General features: G+C 60.6%; 10 protein-coding genes. 3 read left to right on the top strand and 7 right to left on the bottom strand.

What is annotated here, in order from left to right; translation table 11 throughout:
- Positions 1-3,926, top strand: a 3,926-nt coding sequence (locus tag CKW13_RS24560) for an IPT/TIG domain-containing protein (RefSeq protein ID WP_176465178.1), incomplete at its 5' end; no start/stop codon positions are given.
- 62 nt (positions 3,927-3,988) lie between these two features.
- Here the strand turns inward: CKW13_RS24560 and CKW13_RS23455 are convergent.
- The 3 genes from CKW13_RS23455 to CKW13_RS23435 all read right to left on the bottom strand — a co-directional run bounded on the left by CKW13_RS23455 (position 3,989) and on the right by CKW13_RS23435 (position 10,524).
- On the bottom strand, positions 3,989-6,292 hold the full coding sequence (locus tag CKW13_RS23455) for an autotransporter outer membrane beta-barrel domain-containing protein (RefSeq protein WP_095111147.1): 2,304 nt from the start codon (positions 6,290-6,292) through the stop codon (positions 3,989-3,991).
- A gap of 324 nt (positions 6,293-6,616) precedes the next feature.
- Positions 6,617-8,596 carry a hypothetical protein gene (locus CKW13_RS24325; protein WP_141234019.1) on the bottom strand — a complete coding sequence of 660 codons (1,980 nt, stop codon included), beginning with the start codon at positions 8,594-8,596 and terminating at the stop codon, positions 6,617-6,619.
- Positions 8,597-8,649: 53 nt separating this feature from the next.
- Positions 8,650-10,524 (bottom strand): hypothetical protein, encoded by a 1,875-nt coding sequence (locus tag CKW13_RS23435; protein ID WP_141234018.1) that lies wholly within the window; start codon positions 10,522-10,524, stop codon positions 8,650-8,652.
- A 376-nt stretch (positions 10,525-10,900) separates the two neighbouring features.
- On the opposite strand from CKW13_RS23435, the gene CKW13_RS23430 reads away from it, so the two are divergent.
- The gene (locus CKW13_RS23430; protein ID WP_141234017.1) at positions 10,901-11,218 is read left to right on the top strand and encodes a hypothetical protein; all 318 of its coding nucleotides are present in this window, start codon (positions 10,901-10,903) and stop codon (positions 11,216-11,218) included.
- 87 nt (positions 11,219-11,305) lie between these two features.
- On the opposite strand, the gene CKW13_RS23425 is transcribed toward CKW13_RS23430, so the two are convergent.
- From CKW13_RS23425 to CKW13_RS23415, 3 genes are all read right to left on the bottom strand, one after another.
- Positions 11,306-12,580, bottom strand: a complete 1,275-nt coding sequence (locus CKW13_RS23425) for an ATP-binding protein (protein WP_095111141.1) — start codon at positions 12,578-12,580, stop codon at positions 11,306-11,308.
- On the bottom strand, positions 12,581-13,288 hold the full coding sequence (locus CKW13_RS23420; protein ID WP_095111140.1) for a response regulator: 708 nt from the start codon (positions 13,286-13,288) through the stop codon (positions 12,581-12,583). It lies immediately after the preceding gene.
- Between the two features lie 132 nt (positions 13,289-13,420).
- Complete coding sequence (locus tag CKW13_RS23415; protein WP_095111139.1) at positions 13,421-14,029, bottom strand: tRNA-(ms[2]io[6]A)-hydroxylase; 609 nt, start codon at positions 14,027-14,029, stop codon at positions 13,421-13,423.
- Between the two features lie 228 nt (positions 14,030-14,257).
- Between CKW13_RS23415 and CKW13_RS23410 the strand changes: the two genes are divergently transcribed.
- Complete coding sequence (locus CKW13_RS23410; protein WP_095111138.1) at positions 14,258-15,121, top strand: universal stress protein; 864 nt, start codon at positions 14,258-14,260, stop codon at positions 15,119-15,121.
- A 70-nt stretch (positions 15,122-15,191) separates the two neighbouring features.
- On the opposite strand, the gene CKW13_RS23405 is transcribed toward CKW13_RS23410, so the two are convergent.
- Positions 15,192-15,662, bottom strand: a complete 471-nt coding sequence (locus CKW13_RS23405; RefSeq protein ID WP_095111137.1) for a DUF1289 domain-containing protein — start codon at positions 15,660-15,662, stop codon at positions 15,192-15,194.
- Between the last annotated feature and the right edge of the window lie 252 nt (positions 15,663-15,914).

The raw sequence follows: 15,914 nt of genomic DNA, 5'->3' as shown, positions 1-15,914 counted from the left end.
AAATCACCGCCACCGCGCCAGCAGGAGCGGGCACGGTAGACGTGCGCGTCACCACCACGGGCGGCACCAGTGCTACCAGCGCGGCAGATCAGTTCACCTATGTGGGGGCACCGACGGTCAGCGCTATTTCCCCCAGCAGTGGCCCTGCAACAGGCGGCACCACGGTAACGCTGACCGGCACCAACTTCAGTGGCACTACGGCTGTCACTTTCGGCGCCACTGCGGCCACGGGGTTCACGGTCAATAGCGCGACTCAAATCACCGCCACAGCGCCAGCAGGAACCGGCACAGTAGACGTGCGCGTCACCACCACGGGCGGCACCAGTGCTACCAGTGCGGCAGATCAGTTCACCTATGTGGGGGCACCGACCGTCAGCGGCATGTCCCCGAGCAGTGGCCCCGCAACAGGCGGCACCACGGTAACGCTGAACGGCACCAACTTCAGCGGCACCACGGCGGTGACCTTCGGTGCCACTGCGGCCACGGGGTTCACGGTTAATAGCGCGACTCAAATCACCGCCACAGCGCCAGCAGGAACCGGCACAGTAGACGTGCGCGTCACCACCACGGGCGGCACCAGTGCTACCAGTGCGGCAGATCAGTTCACCTATGTGGGGGCACCGACCGTCAGCAGCATTTCCCCGAGCAGTGGCCCCGCAACAGGCGGCACCACGGTAACGCTGAACGGCACCAATTTCAGCGGCACCACAGCGGTCACCTTCGGCGCCACCGCCGCTACCGGCTTCACAGTCAACAGCGCGACTCAAATCACCGCCACAGCGCCAGCAGGAGCGGGCACGGTCGACGTGCGCGTCACCACTACCGGTGGCACCAGCGCTACCAGTGCGGCGGATCGTTTCACCTATGTGGGGGCACCGACGGTCAGCAGCATTTCCCCGAGCAGTGGCCCCGCAACAGGCGGCACCACGGTGACCCTGACCGGCACCAACTTCAGCGGCACCACGGCGGTGACCTTCGGCGCCACCGCCGCTACGGGGTTCACGGTCAACAGCGCCACGCAAATCACCGCCACCGCCCCGGCCGGAACGGGCACGGTCGATGTGCGCGTGACCAGCCTAGGTGGCACCAGCGTCACCAGTGCGGCAGACCAGTTCACCTACGTCACCGCGCCAACGCTGACGTCCATCAGCCCCAACAGCGGCCCCACGGCGGGCGGCACTTCGGTGACCGTCAACGGCAGCGGCTTCACGGGTGCCACAGCGGTCAGCTTTGGGGGCAATAGCGCGTCGGCCTTCACGGTCAACAGCGCTTCGCAGATCACCGCGACCGCCCCGGCGGGCTCGGGCACGGTGGATGTGCGCGTGACTACCACCGGCGGCACCACGGCCACCAGTGCGGCAGACCAGTTCACCTATGCCAACGCGCCGACGATCGCCTCCCTTGCCCCCGCTGTCGGCCCCACCACGGGCGGCACGGTGGTAACCCTCAGCGGCGGCGGTTTCACGGGCGCCACGGCGGTGAATTTCGGTGGCAATAGCGCGTCGGCCTTCACGGTCAACAGCGCCAGCCAGATCACTGCCACCGCACCGGCCGGTACCGGCACGGTGGATGTGCGGGTGACCACGCCGGGCGGTAGCAGTGCCCCGGCGCAATTCACTTACATCAATGTCGCCGTCGGCCCGGTGAGCGCCACTGTCGCCTATGGCAGCAGCGCCAACCCGATCGCCTTGAACCTGGGCAGCTTCGTGCCGACCTCGGTGACCGTGGCCAGCGCCGCCGCCCATGGCACGGCCACGGCCAGCGGCACGGGCATCAGCTACACGCCAACGCCGGGCTACGCCGGCACTGACACATTCACCTACACCGCCACCAATGCGGCGGGCACCTCTGCACCGGCCACCGTCAGCATCACGGTGACTGCACCCGTGCAAAACACCACCGCCTCGGGTGGCTGGTCCACCGGCGGCGGCCAGGCCTATAGCCAGACCCTGACCTGGCACGGTGGCGCGGCGCCCTATTCCGCGTTCAACGTCAGCGGCCTGCCAGCGGGGTTGAGCATGACGGCGACCACCGCCACCAGCCTGACGATTGCCGGTACACCGACCCAAACAGGTACGTTCACCGTCACCGCCACGGCCACCGACAGCAGCACCGGCAGCGGCCCGTTCGCGGCGCCCGCGACCTTCACCTTGACCGTCGGCGCCGCGCCGCCGTTGACCCTCACACCGGGCGCATCGACGCTCAACGCGACCCACGGCAGTGCCTTCACGCAAGCGTTCTCGGTCAGCGGCGGTATCGCGCCTTACACCCTGGCCCAGGGCGGCAACCTGCCCGCCGGTGTGAGCTGGAATGGGGCGACGGCGACGCTGTCGGGCACCCCGAGCCAAAGCGGCAGTTTCGCGATCACCCTCACCGCCACCGATGGCAGCACCGGCACACCCGGTACGGTCACGCAGCACTACACCCTGCAAGTGGCCGATGAAACCCCGGTGGCGCCGTCGCAAGCGGCCAACAGCGCCGGCCCGGGGCAACCGGTGGAGGTGGATTTGACCAACAACGCCAGCGGCGGCCCGTTCATCGCCGCCAACCTGCTGACCTCAGTACCGGCGAGCGTGGGCCGTGCGTCCATCCATGAAGCGGGCGCTGGCGCGGCCAACCTGCGCGCCGCACCGGCCCGCGTGGCGGGCAAGCGCTTCGTTCTGCGTTTTGTGCCCAACCCGGACGCCAGCGGCGTGGTGAACCTGAGCTACACCCTGAGCAACGCCAGCCTCACCTCCAGCCCAGGGCTCATCAGCATCAGCCTGAGCGCGCGCAGCGATCCGTCCAAGGATGCCGAGGTGCAAGGTTTGCTCAACGCCCAGGCCAACAGCAGCCGACGCTTCGCCAGTGGCCAGATCAACAACTTCCAGCAACGCCTGGAGGCCCTGCACAGCGGCAATGTCAGCCCGTTCAGCAACGGCTTCACCTTGTCGACAGCCAGCCTAAAGCGCCAACGGCTGAACGATGACCCCACCGGCATCGAACAGTGGCTGCAGATCAAAAACGCCAAGATGCAGGCTGAGCCGTCCCTGCGCACCACCCCGTCGAGTGAGCAGATGCCGGCCCTGGGCAACCAGCCCGGTGACGCGCCCACCTCGCCCCTGGCGTTCTGGACCAGCGGCACTATTAGCATCGGTGACGACGCCAAGCGCTCTGCCGACAAGGAGCAGAAGTTCGTCACCTCCGGCCTGTCCGTGGGTGCCGACTACCGCTGGGCGCCCAACCTGACCCTGGGCGTAGGCCTGGGCTATGGCCACGACAAAACCGATATCGGCGACAACGGCAGCCGCAGCCAGGCCGACAGCTACAGCGTGGCGGTGTATGGCAGCTATCGGCCGATCGAAAGCATCTACCTGGATGGGGTGCTGGGCTACCAGCGCCTGAGCTTCGACAACCGCCGCTATGTCACCGACAACGCCGGGGTGGTCAATGGCAAGCGCGACGGTAACCAGACCTTCGCTTCCTTGACGGCCGGCTATGAGTACCGCGAAGCACAATGGCTGCTCTCGCCTTACGCGCGCCTGGACTTGGCCGATGGCAAGTTGGACCGTTACCGCGAGCGCGGCGACGATATTTTCGCCCTCAGCTACGACGAGCAAAAGGTGAAAACCACCAGCACCAGCCTGGGCCTGCGCAGCCAGTACGCCACCAGCACTGCCCTGGGTGAAGTCACGCCAAGCCTGCGCCTGGAGTACCAGCACGACTTCCAGGGTGCCGGCGATGCTTCGATGCGCTATGCCGACAATGGCAGCACGCAGTACCGCGTCAGCCTCGCGCCCCTAAGCCAGGATCGCGGCATGCTCGGCCTGGGCCTTGGCTTGCTCACGGAGTCGGACTGGACCCTGCGCATGGAGTACCAGTTCACCCTCGGCTCCGGCGCGCAGCAGACCCAATCAATGCTGTTCAACCTGGGCAAACCCTTCTAGGCCCGGCGAACGAGCACAAAAAAGCCTCGCAGATGCGAGGCTTTTTTGTTCATGCCCAGCGCTTACCAGTTGTAGCGAACGCCGACGTTGGCACCCCATGGCTGCTTGATCTTGTCGCCCTGGCTGAAGTCGAAATCGGCATGCACTTGCCACTTATCCGACAGGGACATGGCAACACCGGTGCCCACTTCGAAGCGCGAACCCGACAGGTCGTTGTTGAACTGGTTGTCGTTGACCTGCACGTGGTTGTTCTTGGCGAACTCCTGCACCACTGCACCGCGAATGTAAGGCTGCACCACCTTGCCATCGCTGAGCTCGAAGTTACGGCCCGCGGTCACACCCAGCTTGCCCAGCAGGGAGCGGGTGTCGCCGCCTTCGGCTTTCATGCCGTTGTCCAGGTCGTAGTCCTTGCCCTTGATGACCACGGCCGAGAGTTTGGCGAAGGGTTCGACGAAGTAGTTGTCTTCAAGCTTGATATGCCGCCCCACTTCCGCCGAGGCGCCGATACCGGTGTTGTTGTAGCTGCCCTTGGTGCGGGCGCCGTCGCTAAGGCCTACTTTCGCCTCGTTGTCGAAACGGTTGAGTTTGACCACGCCATCGAAGTAGTAACCGCTGGCGTCGTCCATCCAGGTGGCGTAGGTGCCCAGGTAGTAGCTTTTCACCGTACCGGAAGTGCCGTGGGCCACGTCGATGTCCGAGTTGCTATGGCCGGCCAGCACACCCACCAACCAGTTGCCGTCGCCATAAGGCAGCGCGGTGTCGGCACCGATGGAGAAGCCTTGCTGGGTCTGCTTATAGGCCACGCCCGATTGCGCGTCGACGTCCTGCTTGCTGCCATAGCCACGGGCCCACAGGCCAGCGGCGGCGCCGTTGAAGCGCAACTCGCCCATGCGGCTGCGCAAGGTGCTCAACTCGCCGTACCACACGGTCGGCGCGGTGTTGAACAGGGCCAGTACGGAACGGGTACCGGGGCTGATTTCCTTAGTGGTGGGGTCCAGGTACCAGTCGGTAGCGCCGCTATTGCTGGCGTTGGCCAACTCGTAGGACCAGGTGCCCACATCCACACGGCCGCCCACCAGGGAGAACTGCGCGTCACCGGCCGCCGTATGCACGACATGCAGCTTTTGCGGGTCTAGCGCGTCAGTCCCCGAAGCGTTGACCAACAGGCCATGGTTACCAGTGGCCTCGCCCGTGACATTGAGGAAATCCCGCTCACCGGTGCCGAAGTCAGCCTTGATCGCGAAAGTGCCTTCACCGGACAGCGAACCGGTGTTCAGTTGGTAGTAAGTCTTGGCCGCGTTCTTGGTCGCCGCAGGTGCGCCAAAGGTCACGGTGCCACCATCCATGGTCAACGCACCTACGGTGTCGTTGCCGGTCAGGGTCCAGTTCGACTGGCCGTTGACGGCCACGGTGCTGACCTTGTCCAGGCGCCCGGTGAACTGCGAGTGATCGTTCAGGGCCACAGTGGCGGTGCTGCCGTCTTCCACCAGCACATCGCCAGTCATCTGGCCCTGGTTGAAGGTCAGGTTGGCGGTGCTGTTGCCGGTCAATTGCACATTGCCTTCGAGGTGGCTGTTGGCGACGTTCATGGCCGCGGTGGAGGCTTCGCGCACTTCCAGCAGGTTGCCGTTGCTGCTAATCAGGGTCGAGTTGTTGTAGACATCGATGGTGCCCTTGCCACCAAAAGACACGTCGATTGCCGGGCCGGCGACGCCCTCTACGCTGGAGTTATCCAATACCAAGTAAGCGTCGAGGCCCAGCCCTTCGGTATCCGACTCCAAGCGCGCACCTGCGAGCGTGCCGCGAATCTGGCTGCCTACCGCTTCGATCTTGCCGCCGTAGAAACTCAGCCCGACACCGAACTCACCTGTGCCGCTGATCTTGCTATCGACCAGCTTGGCTTCACTGGCACCCCCAACTTCAACGCCGGCCCAGACACCGGTAATTTCGCTATTGGTAATCACCCCCTTCGCACCTGCCGGGGAAGCGGGATTGTAGATAAACCCCAGGCCAGCGAAATCACCGTTGAACACGGCATTGGCGATAGTGGCAGTACTGTTATTGATTTCCAGCGCCGAGTGGCCATTCCTCCCGGTAAAGGTTCCGCTCGTCACATTAATAGCGGAGTTGTTGGTGACGGTAGTCTCAAAAACCGTGCCGCCATGCACATTCAATTGGCCGCCATTGATGACGTGGTAAGGGGCTGCAGGGGTGGCCGCATCAACGGTCTTGGTTCGGCCATCGATGATTTCCGGCGGGAGCTCGGCGTGGGCCAAGGGGCTAAGCAACAATACTGGGGAAAAAGACAACAGCCCGATGGCGCGGGCCAGCGGCAACATAGGACAGGTAAAAGAGGTGACTGACATAGTGAATTACCTTTCGCGGTTCAATGAATACACTTATCTCCGATCAGACGACTCGGAGTCGGCGGCGGAGAATACGCGGAACAAAACACTTCGAATGTAGGAAAAATCCACTACGAGCGACAGAAAACACCCAGAGATACAAAAAATCAGGATCATTCCCATAACAGCCAACTGCAACGGAGTACAGTCCGTATTCCTGCCTTCCAACATTGCGCAGCGCCATGACGCGCTACCTCTACATCCCACTTCATCCATAAACGGCAAAAAACCACGAAAGGTATTTGCCCTTCGTGGCCTTGATTAAAAACACCTAATCCTTTCCCTTTATTTGCATGTATTAATAGAGCCCGGAGCAAAACATGCCTTTCCGTCAGCCCAAACCATTACCACCTCGGTTTCAAACTTATCAGACATTTCAACCCGGCCGTTTATCATCACCGAATAACTAACAGTTGCCTGGCCGTCGTGGGTTTCTTCAAATGCAGCGGCGTAGGGAATGAATAAATCAAAGCCGTCGCGGGCCTCCGCCTGCGTTATATGACGAGGCACAGTAAACGGCAAAGAAGGACGCGGCACGTAATTACCCAAATCATTATCCCACCTTCCACCTTCATACTTGAACGTTAATATATCCCCCGCTTTGAGTTCCGTACTACCTGGAACACTCACTTTCATACCGTACCCCCCCGCTCCCGGCATAAGTTCCAGCTCACAGCAGGTGACAAACCAAACACCGAAATCATTATCAAAAGTGGCACGCGTAAACTTAGGAACGGGAAGAGCAACCACATTAATATAAACATCCACGTTCTGTACAAGCGAAGGATTAAAGTTATCCCCTGTATTCGGGTGGGTAATACGGTACTGAACCTTGACCTCTGGGTCATTGCCCGTTGCCTCTACGAGATCCCAATTTATAAGAAAATTAAGGGCCGTTTCATTGCCAAGCATATGGAGAACCCCACGCCCCAACCCCGGCACCGGTATGTTATTCCAATACAATTGCACCACATCACCGGCTTTAACGCCGGTATAAATAGGAGCCGTCGCTGTCACATCCTGGCCGCGGTCGATATTGATAATTTCATTTTCTACCGTAGATGCACCCCCCCTGACGATAACCGCAGGCAGTTCTGGATTGCCGATTCCTGGGTCGATGGGAATGTTCGGCTCATCTGGAGATTCCGGACCCGGCTTACGTAAATCAACAGCAACCGACGTCTTCTGAGGGGCAGGATACGAGTTAAACCGGCGCACAATGTAATAGCTCACCTCCGAAGTTTTCGGCCCTAATCCTGTACTCGCAACCGCTGAAAACGGCACCTCGACAATAACAGGAAAAGCAGTAATTAATTGAGGCACCTGTAGCAGGTTATCCCATGTAACCATGAGTTCATCAACACCAAACATTGGATTATCATAAGTTTCAAGCACGACACTCACATGGGTATTGGCATCAATATAATTGACTGATCCATCATCGGCTTCCGGTATCCGCAACGGCGGGAGATTTTCCGGAATAGGGTTAATCTGGATTTGAAGATGCGAAGGATCCGAAAAAGGCCCTTCATTTCCAACACGGTCACGCCATTGATAATAAAGAATTCTTGAACCTTCATCGTGGCTATAGATGTCACCACGGTGCAACTTGAATTCCACCTCCTGATCTCCGACCCCACCGATAAAAACCTCTCGAATAAAGGTCCCTGGAATACTGCTGCCGTAGAACACTTTAATACTGTCACCACTTTTTTTATCAGTCGGCAAATCCACTTTGAAGGTAAATTCCTCTTGCGCCTCCAGCAAGCTCTTATTAATAATCCCATTCTGAATTTCCGGAGGATGCTTCATCGCCTCACCGCTGGTACCATGATGGGGAGGAGACTTATCTACATACACTTGAGTCCTGCCATTCTCAACTTCACTCGGAGCACTAGAAGATCCGTAACTTACAAAATAACTCAAGGTGAAGACCCTTTCATATCGCGTCTCGTCAGCAGGCAACTTTAAAGTCTGCGGATACGTAATGGGAGTACGAAGGTTCAGTACGTCACCGTACTTCGTACCGTTGATTGCAAGTTGCACCCTAACATTACGATTGGGCGTCGTACTCCCAGGCCAAACAATATTATTGAACACCACATTCCGTTCGCTCCCCTGTAAAACCTTAGGCAATTTGTTTGGCTCATCGCCGGGTATATTGGGCAACGCACCCTCTATCACCAAGTCCTCATCCGCCAAGCTTTTGCGCCGACGCAACTCACTCAAGGTTTCACGGCCGGGGTTTACTTTTACCTTAGTCATTTCAAACGCTCCATTGTAGAAACAAAGAAACACTACCAACCAATCCGGCCCACTCACACCCGCAGAGGTGGCGTTACATGACACTCATTAGTGGGTGAGCACACACAACCGCTGGGCCAGGTGTGATTGATAATGACATGGACATAAGTTGAACTGCCGACCGCCCCAGTGGTTTTCAACAAGCGATAGTAAATAACGGCAGAGCCATTATCCTGCATGGGCTTAATCAACTTTTCCCAATCACTTACAACAAAGTCAAAACCATACTGCGCCTCATGCGCACTCAACTTATGGGGAATTTCGGCATCAGTACCGTCGATGGGATCGCTGCCATTGGAGTTGCGGCAGCCCTGCCACACCAAGGTGATGAGATCGTTTTCAGCGAAGCGTACATCCGGCTTGATTTGAACCCTGATACCCTGCCAAGGCCGAGGCACCGTATCACACTCGATTTTATGGAAGAAACTTTTATCCCGGAAAACGGGCTCCTTGAGATTCTCGATAACGATAATAGATACATTAACCGGCGTAGTTAATGACAACTGCTGATTGACACCATTATTAGTGAGGTAGCGCACCGGCAAGTGGGCATTGTTTTTATCCAGCTCTATAAATTCCCAGGCAATAACGAACTCTTCAATAATATCGCCGCCGCCATCTCCGAATTTTACGGTGTAGGTATACACCGGTGTCGGGATAGCGCCCCAATACAACTCAATGGTTTCACCGGGAATCGGGTTGTCATATAGCCTGAGCGTCGCCTTGGCTGGCAGGCCAAAATCGGCACCTGTCAGCATATTGGGGATGTTCGAGGCCTGCCCGCGAACCTCGATCAGGGCCAGTTTTTTATTGAGCAGTGCAGGCGCGTCCACGTGGTCCTGGCCGGCAATGGTGAAGTCATAGGGCACCGCGATGGTCGGCGAGGGTGGCGTGTATACCCCATTACGCCGGACTCTGTAGTTCACCATTGCATTGGCCGGGCCAAGCCCCTGGGCGCTGAGAGCAAGCCACGGAACAGGGACCTCCAACGGCAACCCTCCCCCCGTCTCCACGTGGACTTCGTGCAGGGGCGAGCCATCCCAGCTCACTGCTATCCAGTCCTCGGGCTCTGCCGGCAGGTACGGGTCGATGACCACAAAAACCAGGTCGCGCGCGTGTTGGCGGTCAATCAGGCCTCGAGTCGAAAGTGGCACCCACGGCGGTGGAAGGCTGCCAGGCAACGGGGTCAGGTTGACTTGAATGCTGGCTGCATCCGAGGTCTCGGTATTGGTGTTACCTGCCCTGTCCCTGAGCCGGTACTGCGCAAAATGCAGCCCTTGGCCCTGGCTGCGGATCACCGCAGCGTCCAGAAAGAAGCTCAGTTGCTTGTTGTTGACATCACCCTGAGTCAGGGTGTACGTGCCGACCGGGACAGGCGTTGCCGGGTTATTGGGATCATCGGTGAAGTAGAAAATGACCACATCGCCAACCTGGGCATCGGCGTGCCACGGGATTTTCAGCCAAACCCCGCCATGATCCACCAGGTATTGCTCGGTGACGATGCCGCCTAACTCATCGGGAAATACGGGTGCTAGGGGCTTCTCGCCAAAGTTTGGGGATTTCAGATCGATGGAAACTCGGGTTCTGAGCGACTCCTTGGGGGCGGCCTCCCACGAGCCAAGACGAACAGTGATAGAGGCTGAGTACGCCCCCTCGGTGCTCAGGAACTCCACAGGTACGTGCATCCGTTGAGGGAAGACCACCTCAGTTATGGAGGGGTAACTCCTGCGAGCCACTTCGCGAAATGCGCCGCCCTGATGTGTGAACCCCAACACCACCCAGTCCGTGCGATTGGGCCCGGTAGACCTTTCCCAACTGTCGAACTCCACCTCCAGGGGGACGAGCGTGGAGTTGCGGTGTATCAGCCCGGTAGGGTCGCCCGGGTCCATGATGGCCGGCACCCGAGGTGGGGCGAACGCGTCTCGGGGGCCAATAGGCGCATTATCCTGGGTTGGGGTGCTGTTGGAACCTTTGCGTGTAGCCACTTCGACCTCCCTCCTTCAGACCCGGGTACTGCGGTGCACCTGGCCTTCGACGATTCGCAGCCCCTAGGGCCTGGATGGCTTTATTCGATACCCTCCACACCCCCCTGACTACTGTCAAAAGTTACAGGTTTTCGTGCCGCTGGTCGGAATTCGCCCTGTTCACAATCAGCCCCAGGAACCCTCGCGCCTTACAGTCTTTGACAGTTTCCCGACAAAGCTCCTGAAGTTTTCCGCCCCGCCCCGCCCTAGCATCAACGCACCCTCTCCTGCGGATGCCGCCATGCCCACGCCCCTGCGCACCCTGTATTTATCGCTGTATTGCTGTTGTTGGATGCTGCCCGCAGAAGGCCTGCGGGCCGCGGACGAGCAACCACACCGCAGCCCCCAACACGTCGGGCTGGCGGATAGGCAAAAAGAGTGGGATGAGACCACCTTCGGCTTGGCCACCCACATGGGCGCCACGGATCGGCGTAGGGATCGCGAGGGGTTGCTTCAGGGCACGTCAGCGCGGCACGGCATGGGCTCAATCAAGCCCCGGCCCTTTGCCGGGCCCGGGGGGCGCTATCGCCTCGGCCCGGTGGTCGTGCCCGCCCTGTAGGAAGCGGGCTTGCCCGCGCTCGGGCGCGAAGCGGGCGCACCACCGTCGAGGGGCGCTGCGCACCCCGGCGCGGGCGAGCCCGCTTAACTACTGGTGCAACCAGGTCATGCGAAACGAGGCGCCACCCCAGGGGGAATCGAGCACTTCGACCTCGCCACCGTGGGACTGAGACACCCGCCGCACCAGCGCCAGCCCCAGGCCAAAACCACCGGTGCGGCGGTCGCGGCTGGCGTCGAGGCGCGAGAACGGCTCGAAGATCTTCTCCCGCCCGGCCAGCGGCACGCCGGGGCCGTCGTCGTTGACCAGCACTTCATAACCATCGCCAAGGCGCACCAGCGATACCTCCACCCGCCGTTCGGCGTAGCGGATGGCGTTGCGCAGCAGGTTTATCAGGGCCCGGGCCATGAAGCGCGGCTCGATGCGCACCCACTCCACCTGGCAGGCGCCAATGGACAACTGCACCCCCGCCGCTTCCGCCTCCAGGGCCACGCTGCCGACTACGCTGTCAAGCCAGCTCTGGGCCTGGATGTCTTCGCGGCTGATGACCGTGGCGCCACGCTCCAGGCTGGCGTAGGTCAGTAGCTCAGAGACCATTTCCTCCAACTCGCCGAGGTCGGCGTACATGTCATTTATGAGTTCGCTGTGCTTGCGCGGGTCGGCCTGTTGGCGCAACTGATCGAGCTCGAACGACAGCCGCGCGATGGGGGTGCGCAACTCGTGGGAAACCGCGTTGGTCAGCTCCCGCTGATGGGCGATCAAGCCTTCGATGCGCTCGGCCATGTGGTTGAAGTGCCCCGCCAACTCGCGCACGCTGGAGCGTCGCGAGAGCTGGATGCGCGCACTCAGGTCATTGTCGCCAAAGCGCTGGGCGCCGAGGCGGATCAACTCCAGGTCGCGCCAATGCGGGCGCACCCAGAAATACAGGACCAGCGCCAGGCACACCCCCAGGAACAAGTACGCCCAGAGATACAGCCACTTGGGCTCTTCGGGGAGTTTGATGCTGAGCAACTGCGCGCCGCCATCGATGTTCGCGACAAACTCGCTGAAGTCGCCGCGCACCACCACTTGGTCTTCGGCCAACAGCCCCTGTTCGCGGGTGCTGAGGCTCAGGTCGCTGGCCTCTACCAGTTCCAAGCGCAGGCCGTAGTGGGGTTGCAGCTCGGCCAGGCGTTGCGCCCGCGCCGCGCCGGTGACTGGGCGCAGTTGTTGCACCAGGCCATAGGCCGGGCCGCGCAGGGCTTCGCGGTTATAGGCTTCGTTGGCTTCGGGCAGCAGCTCGGAGAAGGTGTAGTTGACCGCCATGATGGCGCCCGCCAGGCCGATGGCCAGCACGATGTACAGGCGTAAAAACAGGCGCAGCATCTAGACCTCCCAGGCAAACGGATTGAACAGGTAACCCTTGCCCCAGATGGTCTTGATGCACACCGGTTCGCGAGGGTTGTCGTTGAGTTTGCCGCGTAGTTTGCTGATGTAGACGTCCACGCTGCGGTTGAGGCCGTCGAAGGCGATGCCGCGCATGCGGTTGAGGATGTCGTCGCGCGAAAGAAGCGTGCCCGCCGCACTGGCCAACAGCCACAGCAGCTCGAACTCCATGGTGGTGAGGTCGATCACCTGTGCGCCCAGACGCACTTCGCGGCAACTGCGGTCGATCACCAGGCGCCCGAATTCCAGGGCGCCGCGCACGCTATCCTGGGGCACCTGGCGGCGCTGCAAGGCGCGTAACCGGGCCAGCAACACGGGCGGCTTGATGGGTTTGATGACGTAGTCGTCGGCGCCGGACTCCAGGCCCAGGATGTGGTCCAGGTCATCTTCCTTGGCGGTGAGGATGACAATCGGAATGTCGGAAATGGCACGGATCTCGCGGCACACATGCAGGCCGCTTTGCCCCGGCAGCATCAGGTCGAGCACCACGACCCGGGGCTTGAACTCCAGAAAGGCCGCCAGCGCCACGTCACCGCGGTGCACGGCCCTCACCTCAAAACCATGCTGGGTGAGAAAGTGCGCGATCAACGCCGCCAAGCGCTCGTCGTCCTCCACCAGCAGGACTTTGCCAACTCCCAGGTTTTCCATAACGCCCAACCACAGCCCTTGATCCGAAGAGGCTGCAGTATAAGGGTCAACGCTTGGCAAAATGCCGTCGGCATTGGCCAAAACGGCGTGGGTTGCCGGGTTTGGCCATAACTTTCATGTTTTTAAGAGTTTTTAACAGTTGCCCGGCACGCCGCTGTGGAAGCGGAACTCGACGTCGGGCGACTCGATCAGCTCCCGTTCGGCGGCCCGCACCCGCTCGATGACCTGGGCGATGTCGGCCGCGTCGCCGTACTGGTAGGCCAGTTTCAGATAGCCCTGGAAGTGCCGCGCTTCACTCTTGAGCAGGCCGAAGTAGAACTTGCCCAGCTCTTCGTCCAGGTGCGGCACCAGGGCCTCGAAACGCTCGCAACTGCGGGCCTCGATAAACGCGCCCACCACCAGGGTATCCACCAGTTTCACCGGCTCGTGGCTGCGCACCACTTTGCGCAGGCCCGAGGCGTAGCGCCCGGCCGACAACTGGCGCAAGCCGATCTTGCGTTTTTTCATCAGGCGCATGACCTGCTCGTGGTGCACCAGCTCTTCACGGGCCAGGCGCGACATCAGGTTTATCAAGTCGACATGGCTGTGGTACTTGGCGATCAGGCTCAGGGCGGTGCTGGCGGCCTTGAATTCGCAGTTCTTGTGGTCGATGAGCAGGGTTTCCTGGTCCGCCAGCGCTGCTTGCACCCAGGCATCCGGCGTGCGGCAGCCGAGAAATTCGTGGATCTCGGGCAGGATCATTGAGCCACCTGCGTCAGAAAAGATACGGGGCAAGGCAGGGCAGCGGCGACGTCAAGAATCGGCAACATGGGGCTCACGCAGTAGGGGTTCACGGGCAAAGGCGCCGATTATACCGGCCGGGCCGCAGACCACCAGCAACCGGGCTTGATGTGCATCAACATCCGGGTGCGCGCGCAGCATCTATAGTTGCTGCACTAACGTCCTGTCACTTTTCTGGAGAACCCGACCATGCAAGCCATCCGCAGCATCCTGGTGGTCATTGAGCCCACACCGGCCGAGAGCCTGGCACTTAAACGCGCCAAGTTGATTGCTGGCGTCACCCAAGCCCATCTGCATCTGCTGGTGTGCGACAAAAAACATGACCACGGCGCGCTCCTGGCCGTACTCAAGGCCCGCCTGGTGGAAGAAGGCTATAGCGTCACCACCGAACAGGCGTGGAAGGAAAGCCAGCACGAAACCATCATTGACGTGCAACAAGCCGAGGGCTGCGGGCTGGTCATCAAGCAGCATTTCCCCGACAACCCGCTGAAAAAAGCCCTGCTGACCCCGGCGGACTGGAAACTGCTGCGCTACTGCCCCACCCCGGTGCTGCTGGTCAAGACCGCGACGCCGTGGACCGGCGGCACCATCCTGGCGGCCGTGGACGTGGGCAACACCGACGGCGAGCACCGCACCCTGCACAGCTGCATTGTTGACCATGGCTTCGACATCGCCTCCCTGGCCAAAGCCAAGTTGCACGTCATCAGCGCCCACCCTTCGCCCATGCTGTCGGCGGCGGACCCGGTGTTCCAACTCAAGGAAACCATCGAGGCCCGCTATCGCGAGCAGTGCCGCGCGTTCCAGGCCGAGTTCGATATCGATGACGACCACCTGCACATCGAGGAAGGCCCGGCCGATGTGCTGATCCCCCACAACGTCAACAAGCTGGACGCCGCGGTGCTCATCATCGGCACCGTGGCCCGCACAGGGTTGTCCGGCGCGCTGATCGGCAACACCGCCGAAGTGGTGCTCGACGCCGTGAACTGCGACGTGCTGGTGCTCAAGCCTGAGGACGTGATGGGGCATCTGGAGGAGGAAGTGGCCCGCCACTAGCAAGTGCGGTGCCAAGCAGGCAAACCACGGGGGCAAGCGTCGCGACGCTTGCCCCCGTTGCGTTCAAGGCTCAGCGCGCCAGGGCATCCTTGAGAAAGCCCGGGGCGATGTAACGCTCGTAGTGGGCCTCGGAGAGCAGGAAAAATTCCCGGTCGATGGCATCGCGCAGCTCCGGCAGGTTCCAGTCGCGAAACTCCGGCAGCAGCACCATCCCGTAGGCATCCAATTGATTGATGACCCGCGCACCGCGGGCGATCAACTGGTAGGCCCAGCAGTACTCGGACTGATGGGGCACGAAGCGGATCTTGCGCTGTTCCAGCTGCGAACGCAGGCAAGCGGCGTCGAAAACCTCCAACTTGGAGGCCATCACCTGCACCAGCAGTTGCTCCAGGCGCAGCCACACCGCGCGTTTCTCTTCCTCGTTGTAGCCGTTCCAGTGGATCACTTCGTGGTGGAAACGCTTGCAGCCACGGCACACCAAATCACCGTAAACAGTGGAGCAGAGGCCGACGCAGGGGGTCTTGATGGTCTGATTGGGCATAGGTAGGCAGGACGCGGGGAAGCAAAACAGGTCGGCATGTTAGCCCTTTGTCTAACATTCATCACCCCTCAAACTTGAGGGCCTAACTTACCTTTAGATTTTTTTTGCCGTAGAATCGGCCAGCCTTTTAAGGCGCCAATAGTCCGTTAGAAGCTGTTTTCAAAGCGTCACGAGCACAGTTGATCCTAAAGAACGGTGTTGGCGAGGAGTCTTTCCAGCGGGGAAAGCTCTGCGCCAACCCTCATCAGCCCG

It is taken from the genome of Pseudomonas sp. Irchel 3E20, from assembly GCF_900187645.1.
GTDB lineage: Bacteria > Pseudomonadota > Gammaproteobacteria > Pseudomonadales > Pseudomonadaceae > Aquipseudomonas.
This window is presented reverse-complemented; position numbering and strand designations above follow the sequence as displayed.